This window comes from Microbacterium sp., from assembly GCF_052102115.1.
Classification (GTDB): Bacteria; Actinomycetota; Actinomycetes; order Actinomycetales; family Microbacteriaceae; genus Microbacterium.
On the sequence record NZ_JBQDVP010000017.1, the window covers coordinates 1 to 12914 of the forward strand.

The 12914-nt window shown below is 67.8% G+C and carries 8 protein-coding genes; 2 read left to right on the forward strand and 6 right to left on the reverse strand.

What is annotated here, in order from left to right; translation table 11 throughout:
* From poxB to gabT, 4 genes are all read right to left on the reverse strand, one after another.
* Positions 1–1564, reverse strand: a 1564-nt coding sequence (gene poxB, locus ACTICP_RS07330; protein WP_441890978.1) for a ubiquinone-dependent pyruvate dehydrogenase, incomplete at its 3' end; no start/stop codon positions are given.
* Between the two features lie 332 nt (positions 1565–1896).
* Complete coding sequence (locus ACTICP_RS07335) at positions 1897–3258, reverse strand: NAD-dependent succinate-semialdehyde dehydrogenase (protein ID WP_441890980.1); 1362 nt, start codon at positions 3256–3258, stop codon at positions 1897–1899.
* A 44-nt stretch (positions 3259–3302) separates the two neighbouring features.
* Complete coding sequence (locus ACTICP_RS07340; RefSeq protein WP_441890982.1) at positions 3303–4772, reverse strand: NAD-dependent succinate-semialdehyde dehydrogenase; 1470 nt, start codon at positions 4770–4772, stop codon at positions 3303–3305.
* A 21-nt stretch (positions 4773–4793) separates the two neighbouring features.
* Positions 4794–6158, reverse strand: a complete 1365-nt coding sequence (gene gabT / locus ACTICP_RS07345) for a 4-aminobutyrate--2-oxoglutarate transaminase (RefSeq protein WP_441890984.1) — start codon at positions 6156–6158, stop codon at positions 4794–4796.
* A 98-nt stretch (positions 6159–6256) separates the two neighbouring features.
* Here gabT and ACTICP_RS07350 point away from each other — a divergent pair, with 98 nt between their 5' ends.
* The gene (locus ACTICP_RS07350; protein ID WP_441890986.1) at positions 6257–7726 is read left to right on the forward strand and encodes a PucR family transcriptional regulator; all 1470 of its coding nucleotides are present in this window, start codon (positions 6257–6259) and stop codon (positions 7724–7726) included.
* Positions 7727–7810: 84 nt separating this feature from the next.
* On the opposite strand, the gene ACTICP_RS07355 is transcribed toward ACTICP_RS07350, so the two are convergent.
* Positions 7811–9265 carry a helix-turn-helix domain-containing protein gene (locus tag ACTICP_RS07355; RefSeq protein ID WP_441890988.1) on the reverse strand — a complete coding sequence of 485 codons (1455 nt, stop codon included), beginning with the start codon at positions 9263–9265 and terminating at the stop codon, positions 7811–7813.
* Positions 9266–9440: 175 nt separating this feature from the next.
* Between ACTICP_RS07355 and aceB the strand changes: the two genes are divergently transcribed.
* Positions 9441–11093 carry a malate synthase A gene (aceB, locus tag ACTICP_RS07360; protein ID WP_441890990.1) on the forward strand — a complete coding sequence of 551 codons (1653 nt, stop codon included), beginning with the start codon at positions 9441–9443 and terminating at the stop codon, positions 11091–11093.
* Positions 11094–11169: 76 nt separating this feature from the next.
* Here the strand turns inward: aceB and ACTICP_RS07365 are convergent, their stop codons facing one another.
* Entirely contained in the window at positions 11170–12894 is a 1725-nt protein-coding gene (locus tag ACTICP_RS07365; RefSeq protein WP_441890992.1) for an acyl-CoA dehydrogenase, read from the reverse strand.
* Between the last annotated feature and the right edge of the window lie 20 nt (positions 12895–12914).

Consider the following 12914-nt stretch of genomic DNA (forward strand, 5'->3'; position numbering starts at 1 on the left):
GCGCAGGGCCGTCGTGGGCGAGGACTTCGGCGACGGCATCCGGGAGATCTTCGCTGCGCTCGACGCGCCGTGCGAAGATGCCCAGCGCCTCGGCGACAGCGGCGAAGTTCGGATTCTCGAGGTCGGTCGCGTACGTCACGAATCCCGCCGCCTTCATCTCGAGTTCGACGAAGTTGAGAGACGAGTTGTTCACCACGATCGTCTTGACCGGCAGTTTGTTCTGGGTGAGGGTGATGAGCTCGCCGAGCATCATCGCCAGTCCCCCGTCTCCGGCGAGCGCGACCACCTGGCGATCCGGTTGAGCGGTCTGCGCACCGATGCCGTGCAGCAGGGCGTTCGCCATCGAGCCATGGCTGAATGAGCCGATCAGTCGCCGGCGGCCGTTCATCGTGAGGTAGCGCGCAGCCCACACGGTGGGAGAGCCGACGTCCGCGGTGAAGATCGCGTCATCGGTCGCCGCCTCGTCGAGCAGCCGTGCGAGATACTGCGGATGAATCGGGTTCGAGCCCTTTGACGGCACCGCCAGCTCGTCGAGCTTGGCGCGCGTCTTGCGGTAGTGCGCGACGGCGTCTTCGACGTGCGAACGGTCATCCTTGGCGGCGATGCGCGGGAGCAGTGCGTCCGCGGTGGCGCGCACGTCACCCACAAGCCCCAAGTCGAGCGGATGCCGTTTGCCGAGCTGTGCACCGCGGATATCGACCTGGATGGTGGTCGCGTGGTCCGGGTAGAACTGCGGATACGGGAAGTCGGAGCCCAGCACCAGCAGTGCGTCGGCGGACTCCATCGCCCGATACCCGGAGGCGAAGCCGAGCAGGCCCGTCATGCCGACGTCGAACGGGTTGTCGTACTCGATGAACTCCTTGCCGCGCAGAGCATGGACGATCGGCGATCCCAGGCGGTCGGCGAGCGCGATGACCTCATCGTGCGCCCCTTCGACGCCAGCACCGGCGAGGATCGTCACCTTCTTGGCAGCGTTCAGCAGCTCTGCAGCTTTCTCGAGCTCGCGCGGGTTGGGGACGATCACGGGGTGGGCGCGATCGACGACGACAGCGCGATCGACGGGAACGTCGGCGAGTGCGACCTCGCCCGGGATCACGAGCACCGCGACACCGCGTTTCTCGATGGCCTCGCGCATCGCGATCTCGAGGAGGCGCGGCATCTGCACGGGGTCGGCGACGTACTCGACGTAGACGCTGCACTCGCGGAACAGCTCCTGCGGGTGGGTCTCCTGGAAGTATCCGGTTCCGATCTCGCTGGTAGGGATGTGAGCTGCGATCGCGAGCACCGGCACACGCGAACGGTTCGCGTCGAACAGCCCGTTGATCAGATGCAGGTTGCCCGGGCCGCAGGATCCGGCAACGACGGCGAGGTCGCCGGTGAGGGCCGCATCGGCAGCGGCCGCGAACGCGGCGGACTCTTCATGCCGCACATGCAGCCATCGGATCGTGCCGTCTTTGCGGAGCGCATCGGTGAATCCGTTGAGCGAGTCGCCCGGGATGCCGTAGACACGGTCGATGTGATTGGCGCGGAGCGTGTGGACGATGTTCTCGGCGACAGTGACCATGGCTCCGACCCTACTCTCGCCGGAGCCAGCAGGGGCCCGTGTCTGACGGTAGCCGTGTCTGACTGTGGCGCGAGGCTTCGACTCGCTGCGCTCGCTCAACCCGTTTCGACTCGCTGCGCTCGCTCAACGACCCGCATGGCGCCGCCCCCCGCATGGCCGCACCCCCGATGGCGCCGCACCCCCGCAGGGCGCCGCCCCCCGCAGGGCGCCGCACCCCCGCAGGGCGGCGCGCCCCCGGTCGTTGAGCGCAGGCGCGAAGCGCTGAAGACGAAACGCGTTGAGCGAGGAGCGCCAGCGACGAGTCGAAGCGTCCCCACGCAAGGCGGGCTGGGTCAGGCCGTGCGGATCAGTTTCTTGTTCACGAACTCGTCGGCAGCGAGCAGCCCGAGCTCGCGCGAGGTGCCGCTGCGCTTGACGCCGCCGAATGGCAGTTCCGGGCTGTCGGCGAGCACGAGATTCACGTAGACCATCCCCGCTTCGATCTGGTCGGCAACGCGTTGGGCTTGTTCATCGTCCGTCGTGAACACGTACGACCCGAGCCCGAAGGGCGTGCCGTTGGCGATCGCCACGGCATCCGCTTCATCCGCCGCGCGGTACACGACCGCGGCCGGCCCGAACAGCTCTTCGCGGTACGCGTCCATGTCAGCGGTGACACCAGTGAGCACGGTCGGGGCGAAGAACGCGCCGTCGCGCGTGCCACCGGTCAGCAGCGTGGCCCCTTGAGCGACGGCGCGGTCGATCTGCTCCTGCAGCCGCTCGGCCGCCGCCACGGACGAGAGCGGGCCGAGCACGGTGTCCTCCTGTGTCGGGTCCTCCGCCTGCACGGCGGCGAGCGCGGCGACGAACTTCGCCGTGAACTCCTCGTACAGACCGTCGACGATGATGAAGCGCTTGGCGCCGTTGCAGGACTGGCCGTTGTTGTCGAGGCGCGCGTCGACGGCGGCCTGAACCACGGCATCCAGGTCGTCCGTCGAGAGGACGAGGAACGGGTCCGACCCGCCGAGTTCGAGGGCGACCTTCTTCAGGTTGCGTCCGGCGATCTCGGCCACGGCAGCGCCGGCACGCTCCGACCCGGTCACCGACACCCCACGCACGCGCGGGTCGGCGATGATCGATGCCGCCTGCTCATTCGTGGCGTACACGTTGATGTACGCACAGTCTGGCAGACCGGCGTCCTGGTAGATCGCCTCCAGCGCCGCGGACGACTCCGGGCACTGCGGTGCATGCTTGAGGATGATCGTGTTCCCGACCGCGAGGTTCGGAGCCGCGAACCTCGCGACCTGGTACGCGGGGAAGTTCCACGGCATGATCCCCAGCAGCGGCCCGAGCGGCGCCCGCCGGACCACCGCCGTGCCTGAACCTTGGATCTCAAGCGGCTGGTCGCCGGTGATCTTGTCGATGTTGTCGGCGTAGAACTCGATGATGTCGGCGGCGAAGTCGACTTCCCCGACAGCGGCGGCGATCGGCTTGCCCATCTCCTTGACGATGATCGCGGCGAGCTCGTCCTTCCGCTCGCGGTGCAGTTGGGCGATGCGGCGGATCACCTCCGCGCGCTCGGCCGCCGGTTTCGCCGCCCAGACGGATGCCGCAGCATCCGCCCGCGCGACGGCATCGGTGACCTGCGCATCGGTGAACGTGTCGTACGTGGCGGTCGTCTCACCTGTTGCGGGGTTGGTTACGGCGTAAGCGGTCATCATCGTCCTCTCGCGGGTGCCGGTAATACTTGTGGGATCGGCGTTCAGTTGGGGATCAGCGTGTACTTCGTGGACAGGTACTCGTGGATGCCCTCGAAACCGCCCTCGCGGCCGACGCCCGACTGCTTGACGCCGCCGAAGGGGGCAGCGGCGTTGGAGACCACACCCACGTTCAAGCCCATCATCCCGGTCTCGAGCGCGTCGATCATGCGGTGCCCACGGGCGAGGTCCTCGGTGAAGACGTAGGAGACCAGCCCGTACTCGGTGTCGTTGGCGAGACGTACAGCCTCTTCTTCGGTGTCGAAGGTCGCGATCGCGAGCACCGGTCCGAAGATCTCCTCGCGGAGGATGTCGCTGCCCTTCGCCACATCGGTGATCACGGTCGGTTCGAAGAACGTGCCCTCGCCGTCGATGGCGCTGCCCCCGGCGCGGACGCTCGCTCCTCTGTCGACGGCATCCTTGACCAGCTGACCGGCCTTGTCGACGGCATCCGCGTCGATGAGCGGGCCAATCGCGACGCCGTCTTCGGTGCCGCGACCGATCTTCATCGCCTTCACACGCTCGGTGACGCGATCGGCGAAGTCGCCCGCGACCGAGGCGTGCACGATGAAGCGGTTCGCGGCCGTGCAGGCCTGACCGATGTTGCGGAACTTCGCGGCCATCGCCCCCTCGACCGCCTTGTCGAGATCGGCGTCGTCGAAGACGACGAACGGCGCGTTTCCGCCGAGCTCCATCGACACGCGCAGCACGCCCTCGGCGGCCTGAGCGATGAGCTTGCGGCCCACCTCGGTCGAGCCGGTGAACGAGAGCTTGCGCAGGCGCGAGTCGGCGATGATCGGTGCGGAGAGCTTCGACGACGACGAGGTCTGCACGACGTTGACGACGCCGGCAGGAAGCCCCGCCTGCTCGAGCAGCTTGGTGAAGAAGATCGTCGTCAGCGGCGTGAGTGCCGGGGGCTTGATGATGACGGTGCAGCCGGCGGCGAGCGCCGGGGCGATCTTGCGCGTCGCCATCGCGAACGGGAAGTTCCACGGCGTGATGAAGAACGACGGGCCCACCGGGCGCTGCGAGACGACCATGCGGCCGGTGCCCTCGGGGTTCGCTCCGTAACGGCCCGAGATGCGCACGGCCTCCTCGCTGAACCAGCGCAGAAACTCGCCGCCGTAGACGACCTCGCCACGTGCCTCGGCGAGCGGCTTGCCCATCTCGAGAGTCATGAGCAGAGCGAGGTCTTCCTTGTGCTCCTGCACGAGGTCGAACGCGCGACGGAGGATCTCACTGCGGGTGCGGGCGGGAGTGGCGGCCCACTCGTCCTGCGCCGCCGCGGCGGCATCGAGGGCGCGGATGCCGTCCTCCGCCGTCGCATCCGCGATCGTGCAGATGACGGCGTTGGTCGCCGGATCGTGCACGTCGAACGTGCGGCCGCCGGTCGCCGGCGCCCACTCACCCCCGATGTAGAGGCCGGTGGGGATGCTGTCGAGCAGAGTCTTCTCGTCGGATGCGGTGATGCTCATGGGTGATCTCCTTCACGGTTTTCAAGCTGCGGCGAGCGCATCGGCGAGGACGTCGAGGCCCTCGTTCAGCAAGTCATCGCCGATGGACAGCGGGGGCAGGAAGCGGATCACGTTGCCGTACGTGCCGCACGTCAGCACGATCACACCGCTCTGGATGCAGGCGCGGGCGACGGCTCCAGCGAGCGCGGCATCCGGGGCGTTCGTCTCCGGATCGACGAACTCGATCGCCGTCATCGCACCACGGCCGCGGACGTCGCCGATGCGCGGGTCGTCGGTCTGCATCGCGCGCAGCCGGTCACCCAGGATGCTGCCGATGTGCTGGGCGCGCTCGATCAGTCCATCGTTCTCGAACGCGTCGATCGCGGCGAGGGCGGCGGCGCAGGCGATCGGGTTGCCGCCGTACGTGCCGCCGAGGCCGCCCGCGTGCGCGGCATCCATGATCTCCGCCCGGCCGGTGACGGCGGCGAGCGGAAGACCGCCGGCGATGCCCTTGGCCGTGGTGATGAGGTCGGGTTCGATGCCGAACTGCTCCGAGGCGAACATGGTGCCCGTACGTGCGAAGCCGGACTGCACCTCGTCGGCGATGAATACGACGCCGTTCGCTCGGCACCATTCGACGATCGCGGGGAGGAATCCGTCGGCGGGGACGATGAAGCCGCCCTCCCCTTGGATCGGTTCGATCACAACGGCGGCGAGGTTCTCGGCGCCGACCTGCTTTTCGATCTGCGTGATGGCGAGAGCTGCGGCATCCGCTCCGGAGAGTCCGTCGCGGAACGGATACGACAGCGGTGCACGGTACACCTCGGGCGCGAACGGGCCGAAGCCGCTCTTGTACGGCATCGACTTCGCCGTGAGCGCCATCGTGAGGTTGGTGCGGCCGTGGTAGCCGTGGTCGAAGGCGACGACGGCTGAGCGGCCTGTGTGCTTGCGGGCGATCTTGACCGCGTTCTCGACAGCCTCGGATCCGGAGTTGAACAGCGCGGTCTTCTTCGCGAAGGTGCCCGGCGTGAGCCGGTTCAGCGCCTCGGCGACCTCGATGTACGACTCGTACGGCGAGATCATGAAGCAGGTGTGCGTGAACTGCGCCGCTTGGGCCGCCACCGCGGCCACCACCTTCGGATGCGCGCTGCCGACCGTGGTCACGGCGATGCCACTGCCCAGGTCGATGAGCGAGTTGCCATCGGCATCCAGTACGACTCCGCCGCCGGCTGCCACGGCGGCGATCGGCACGGTGTGCGCGACGCCGACAGGGACCGCCTCGGCCTTGCGCGCGAGGATCTCGGCGGACCGGGGGCCGGGGAGCGAGGTGACAAGGCGGCGCTCCTGGGCGAGCGTCGGCCCTCCGGTCGGAGTGGTGCCGGTCGCGTCGGAGTCGATGAGGGTCATACCGCGAGCGTAAGCCTGCGAGCGAACGGATGCATTCGCCTCTCTGTATAATTTGACCTAGAAGTTCGCCCGAATGTACAGCGAGATAGAGGACCCCGATGGCCGACCCCACGCTTCGCGGGCTGGTGCAGACCTCCGCACTCGGGCTGCGCCTCATCTCCGGCACTGATCGCGCGCTGGACCGACCCTTGCGCTGGGTGCACTCCACCGACCTCGCCGACCCCACACCGTTCCTCGCCGACGACCTCGCTCTGCTGACGACGGGCGGCCAGTTCGACGGCCAGATGACGGCATCCGCGTACGTCGACAGACTCGTCGCGCGCGGCGTGGCCGGTCTCGGATTCGGCACCGGTGTGAGGCATCCGGATCTGCCGGAGGGGCTCGTCTCGGCCTGCGAACGGGCAGCGCTCCCCCTGTTCGAGGTGCCGTACGCCACCCCGTTCATCGCCGTCGCCCGCGCGCACGCCGAGGCGGTGGCCGCGGAAGCCTTCGCGCGTCGCAGCTGGGCGTTGGACACGCAGCGCGCCCTGGCGGTGGCCGCGCTGCGCCCGCACGGCCTCGTCGCGATCATTGCCGAACTCGGCCGAAGGCTGGATGCCTGGGTCGCCATGTTCGACGCGTCGGGGGCTCTCACCCTCGAGCACCCTCCGGGCGGCATCTCCGGCGCCGCACACGATGACCTCGCCGCCCAGGTCGACGACATGCTCGCCCGCGGCACGGAGACCGGACGCTCCATCGCCGTCGACGGGCAGTCACTGCAGCTGTTCACTCTCGGACGCACTCGCGGGCTGCGCGGCGTGATTGCGATCGCCGCCCCGTCCTTGGACTCGGAGGCGAGGGCTGTGGTCACCTCGGTGATAGCGATGGCCGGACTCGCTCTGGAGCAGAGCGTCGAGCTCGAAGGTTCACGCCGTCGTCTGCACACCCAGCTGCTGGAGTCGCTGCTCGCCGACGACGACACGCTCGCGCAGCGCGTGCTCGGAGCGCTGCCCGCCGCGCCAGTGATCGTGGCCGTGGCGCCGGATGCCGTGCCCGGGGCGCTGGAGGAGTGGTGGGAGCGAAGGCGGTCCGAGCGCGGATCACGGGCTTTTCTCGCGGTGAAGGATGCCGGCGTCGTGATCTGTCTGCCCGAGTCGGATGCCGCGCTGATCGACGAGGCCGCTGCGCGCTTCGGCATCCGCATCGGAGTATCAGACCCGGTCGACTACTCCTCGTTCTCGCGCGCGCACGGCCAGGCGCTCGGCGCGCTCCGGCGCGGAGGCGACAGCGTCATCCGGTTCTCGGAGGCGGCGTCATCCGGAATCCTCTCGGCACTCCGCACCGACGACGCCACCCTCATCGCACAAGCCCGACTCGCCCCGCTGCGCGAGGCCGATCCGGGCTTGGAGCACACGCTGCGGGTCTGGCTCGAGCACGATGCCCGCTATGAGTCAGCGGCCATGGCTCTCGGCATCCATCGGCACACCCTGCGATCGCGGGTGTCGCAGGCGGCCCAGCTGCTCCACCTCGATCTGACCTCGTTCCCCGCCCGCGCCGAGCTCTGGGCTCTGCTGCAGTCTGCCCGCTGAGCCGCGAGAATCAGCCTGCTGCATGAGGCTCGCGCTGACGGGGTGATTGCCATGCGGCAAACTGATTCTCGCGGTCGGGGAGCGCTACGCGCGCGGCGCGTGCGCCTCCAAGAACTCGTACACGTCGGTCGTGTCCACACCGGGGAATGATCCGGTCGGCAGCGTCGCAAGCAGCGTGCGCGGGGTCTTGACGTTCGGCCAGGAATGCTCGCGCCAGCGCTCTTCGAGGTCGGCCGGAGCACGGCGGCAGCACACCTCAACCGAGTGCTTCGAGACACCGCGGTTGGAAGTGTCGCGCCCGACGAACCACTTCGTGTCGTCGAAGCGGACTCCGACGCTGACCGAATGCATCCCCTCGCTGGATGACTCGACGCGTGCCGTGCACCAATAGGTGCCGTTGCCGGTGTCGGTGTACTGGTAGTACGGGTTGAAACGGTCGTCTTCGTCGAACACGACCCGACTCGTCCATCGGCGACAGCACATTTGCCCCTCGATCGCGCCGAGGCGATCCGTCGGGAAGTTCACGTCGTCGTTCTCGTACGCCTTGGTGATCGTGCCCGACTCGTGCACCTTGAGGAAATGCACCGGAATGTCGAGGTGACGGGTCGCAAGGTTGGTGAAGCGGTGCGCGGCCGTCTCGTATGACACCGAGTACGCGTCGCGCAGATCTTCGATCGAGATCGCCCTGCGCTCCTTGGCATCCTTCAGCGACGGTACGACGTGCGCCTCGGGGATCAGCAGCGCCCCAGTGAGATAGTTCGTCTCCACGCGCTGCAGAAGGAACTCGGCATAACTGCGCGGCTCGGAATGCCCCAGCATCCTGCTCGAAAGCGCCTGCAGCACGGCAGTGCGAGCATCACCCTTGGCCGACACACTGCTCGACAGGTACAGTCGCCCGTTCGCCAGATCGGCGACGCTGCGCGTGGTCTGCGGCAGGTCGGGGGCATAGTGCAGCGTGAATCCGAGGTAGGCCGCGATCTCGGACGCCGTCCGCTGGGTCAGCGGGCCGCTCGGATGTCCGACCGCCGCCAGGATCTCGGATGCCTTCGCCTCGAGCTCTGCGAAATGATTGTCCTGCCGGCGCATGAGGTGCCGCAGTTCGACGTTGGCCCTGCGGGCCTCCTCCGGGGTCGCCGCGCGCTCATCCTTCAGCCGATCGATCTCGCTGTGCAGCGCGAGCATCGCCTTCAGAGCTTCAGTCGGCACAGTCTTGGCGATGCGGAACGGATCGATGCCGAGCGCCTGGAACGTCTGCCCCTTCATCGCACGCTCGAGTGCGATCTCGGCGGCACTGCGCTCATCGAGCGGCTCGCCCTCGAGCAGCGCGTCGATGCCGACGCCGAGTGCACGCGCGATCGCCTGCAGCTGCGTCAGCTTCGGCTCGCGCTTACCCGTCTCGATCATCGACATCTGGCTCGGCGCACGATCGACAGCGGACGCGAGGTCGTCGAGGGTCATCCCGCGCGCGGTGCGCAATTGGCGGATGCGACGGCCGATGGTGAGGGCGTCGGAGTCTTCTTCGGCGTCAACGGTGGTCATGGGGCTGATTCTGTCACGAAAGCAGAAGAATCATAATTCTTCTCCCCTCGAATGTGCATGTGGCCCCTTGAACTTCACCGAGAGTAGATGGCAAGCCCTCGATCTCCTCGTCGCTTTAACCGAAGCATCCGAGTCTCAACGCAAGCATCCGTCTCAACGCCAAAGGATTCCGATCATGACCATTCCCACCGCTCCCCCGACCACCGCTCCCACGCAGACGATCCAGCAGGGCCCGGCTCTCACCGTCACCGGTCCGCAGCGCGACCGGTTCGACGAGATCCTCACCCCTGACGCGATCGCTTTCCTCACCGAGCTGCATCACCGGTTCGCGAACCGGCGGCATGACCGCCTCGCCGACCGCATGCGCCGTCGGTTCGAGATCGGCAGCGGGCATGATCCGCAGTTCCGCGACGACACCAAGCACATCCGCGAGGACGCCGACTGGCGCGTCGCCGGCGCCGGGCCGGGGCTTGAGGACCGCCGCGTGGAGATCACCGGGCCCACCGACCCGAAGATGACCATCAACGCGCTGAACTCCGGCGCGAAGGTCTGGCTCGCCGACCAGGAGGACGCCACCAGCCCCACCTGGCAGAACGTGATCGGCGGGCAGCTGTCGCTGCGCGACGCCATCCGCGGTGAGCTGAGCTTCACGAACGAGGCGGGCAAGACCTACGAGGTCACCGCCGAGCAGACTCCGACGATCGTGATGCGCCCTCGCGGCTGGCACCTGGTCGAGAAGCACCTGACCTTCATCGATCGCACGGGCCGCAGCATGGCGGCATCCGGGTCGCTCGTCGACTTCGGCCTCTACTTCTTCCACAACGCCCAGGCGCTGATCGAGAACGGCCGCGGCCCGTACTTCTACATCGCCAAGCTGGAGTCCAGTGAAGAAGCCAAGCTCTGGGACGACGTGTTCACGTTCGCCGAGGAGTACATCGGTATCGACCACGGCACGATCCGTGCGACCGTGCTGATCGAGACACTGCCGGCGGCATTCGAGATGGATGAGATCCTCTACGAACTGCGTGATCACTGCGCGGGCCTGAACGCCGGGCGCTGGGACTACATCTTCTCGATCATCAAGAACTACCGCGGCCGCGGGGCACGCTTCGTGCTGCCCGACCGCAGCGAGATCACGATGACCGTGCCGTTCATGCGGGCCTACACCGAGTTGCTGGTCAAGACGTGCCACAAGCGCGGAGCCTTCGCGATCGGCGGCATGAGCGCCTTCATCCCGAACCGCCGCGACCCCGAGGTGACCGCTTCGGCCATCGAAAAGGTCTCGGCCGACAAGAAGCGCGAGGCCGGCGACGGCTTCGACGGTACGTGGGTGGCCCACCCCGACCTGATCCCGACGGCCCAGGCGGAGTTCGACGCCGTCCTCGGCGACCGCCCGAACCAGCTCGACCGGCAGCGCGACGACGTGAACGTGCGGGCCTCTGACCTGCTCGACCTGCGCATCGGACGCCCGATCACCGCGCGGGGCGTGCGCGACAACGTCTCGGTGGCGATCCGTTACATCGAGGCGTGGTTGCGGGGGCTCGGCGCCGTCGCGATCGACAACCTGATGGAGGATGCCGCGACGGCAGAGATCTCGCGCTCGCAGGTGTGGCAGTGGATCCACCAGGACCGCTCCACCGAGGACGGCGCCCGCATCACGCCGGAGTACATCGAGGGGCTGATCACCGAGGTGCTCGCACAGACCACCCGCTCTGCCGGTGACCGCTTCGACGATGCCGCCGAGATCTTCCGCGAGGTCGCTCTGGGCTCCGAGTTCCCCGCGTTCCTGACGCTGTCGGCCTATTCGAAGTTCCTGATCGAGGACTGACCGCGAGAATCGCCCTCCAGCATGAGAATCGCCCTGCCGACATGAGTTTCATGCGGCAGGGCGATTCTCATTCGAGCTAGGCGATCTCGCCGGCGGCCACCGTCTCAGCGAGTGCGTGCACGCGTGCGAGGTGATGCGCGGCGTAGAAGTCCGCGTCGGTGAGGCGCGCAGCATCCGCCTCCTCCGGTGCGTCGTGGGCGGCGACCGCGACGACGGCGAGCGCGTGCATCCATCCGCCAGCCAGCGTGCCGAGCAGCAGCAGGTACGGCACGCTCACGGACGAGGCATCGCGCCCTGTCCCGAATGCGAGCAGCGCGTCGGTGGCGCGTCGTGCGGCATCCAGCGCTCGCGAGAGACGTTCGGCGATGCGTCCGGCGACATCGCCGCCGGACGCGCGCAGCGCAGCGACCGTCTCGTCGATCGCCCCGAACAGTTCGCCGACGGTCGCGCCCTGATCGCGCAGCACCTTGCGGCCGATCAGGTCGTTGGATTGGATCGCCGTGGTGCCCTCGTAGATCGGGGTGATGCGCGCATCACGGTAGTGCTGCGCTGCACCGGTCTCTTCGATGAAGCCCATGCCGCCGTAGACCTGGATGCCGTCGCTGGTGACGTGCAGGGCCTCTTCACTGCTCCAGCCCTTGAGGATCGGCACGAACAGCTCCGCCATGCGCAGCACATCTTCGTCATTGCCTGCTCGGTCGAACAGGTCACCGACATAGACGGAGAGCGCGCGCATAGCGAACACCTGGCTCGACATGGAGCGCAGGATGCGTCGCACATCGGGATGCTCCGCGATCGGAGTGCCCGCCGGGCGCCCCTGCACCGCACCCTGCAGTCGTCCGGAGGCGTAATCCGCGGCCCCCTGGTATGCCCGATCGGAGACGCCGGTGGCCTGGTGGCCCATGCCGACCCGTGCGGAGTTCATCATGACGAACATGCCGGCCAGTCCTCCGTGCAGCTCGCCGACGAGGTAACCGGTGGCGTCCTCGTACGACAGCACGCAGGTCGGGCTGCCGTGGATGCCGAGCTTGTGCTCGATCGCCACGGTCTCGACGCTGTTGCGTTCACCGAGCGATCCGTCTGCATTCACAAGCGTGCGCGGGGCAACGAACAGCGACAGCCCTTTAGCTCCGTCCGGTGCACCGGGAGTGCGCGCGAGGACGAGGTGGACGATGTTCTCGGCCACGTCGTGATCACCCCAGGTGATGAAGATCTTCTGCCCGCTGATCGAAAACGTGCCGTCGTCGCGCGGCGTGGCCACCGTGCGGATCGCACCGAGGTCGGTACCGGCCTCGGGCTCGGTGAGGTTCATCGTGCCGGTCCACTCGCCGCTGACGAGCTTGGTCAGGTACGTCTCGCGCAGTTCATCGGATGCCGCGGCGTCGAGCGCGTGGATGGCGCCGGTGCCCAGCATCCAACACAGGGCGAAGGCCATGTTCGAGGCGTTCCAGATCTCGCCGAGCGCGGCTCCGACGGAGTCTGGCAGACCATCGCCGCCCGCGGACTCCGGGGCGGTCGCACTCACCCAGCCCGCCGCGACGAGCTCCTGATAAGCCTCGGCGAACCCGTCGGGCAGGTGCACTTCGCCGTTCTCGAGTCGGGCGCCGATCTGATCGCCGGGGCGGTCGAGCGGTGCGAGCACCTCGGCGGCGAACTCGCCCGCGCCGGAGACGATCTCGACGGCGTCGTCGGCAGTGATCGCTCCGCCGGATGCCGCGGCGACGATGTCACGGCCGAAGACCTCGCGGTAGAGGAACGCGTAGTCGGAGACCGGCGGGACGTACGGGGTGGCAGAACTCATCGTTCACTCCTCAAATCTGA

Bases quoted from the DNA above. Each gene is read 5' to 3' on its own strand.
- ACTICP_RS07335 (WP_441890980.1), bottom strand. From the start codon at position 3,258: ATGACCGCTTACGCCGTAACCAACCCCGCAACAGGTGAGACGACCGCC.
- ACTICP_RS07340 (WP_441890982.1), bottom strand. From the start codon at position 4,772: ATGAGCATCACCGCATCCGACGAGAAGACTCTGCTCGACAGCATCCCC.
- gabT (WP_441890984.1), bottom strand. From the start codon at position 6,158: ATGACCCTCATCGACTCCGACGCGACCGGCACCACTCCGACCGGAGGG.
- ACTICP_RS07350 (WP_441890986.1), top strand. From the start codon at position 6,257: ATGGCCGACCCCACGCTTCGCGGGCTGGTGCAGACCTCCGCACTCGGG.
- ACTICP_RS07355 (WP_441890988.1), bottom strand. From the start codon at position 9,265: ATGACCACCGTTGACGCCGAAGAAGACTCCGACGCCCTCACCATCGGC.
- aceB (WP_441890990.1), top strand. From the start codon at position 9,441: ATGACCATTCCCACCGCTCCCCCGACCACCGCTCCCACGCAGACGATC.
- ACTICP_RS07365 (WP_441890992.1), bottom strand. From the start codon at position 12,894: ATGAGTTCTGCCACCCCGTACGTCCCGCCGGTCTCCGACTACGCGTTC.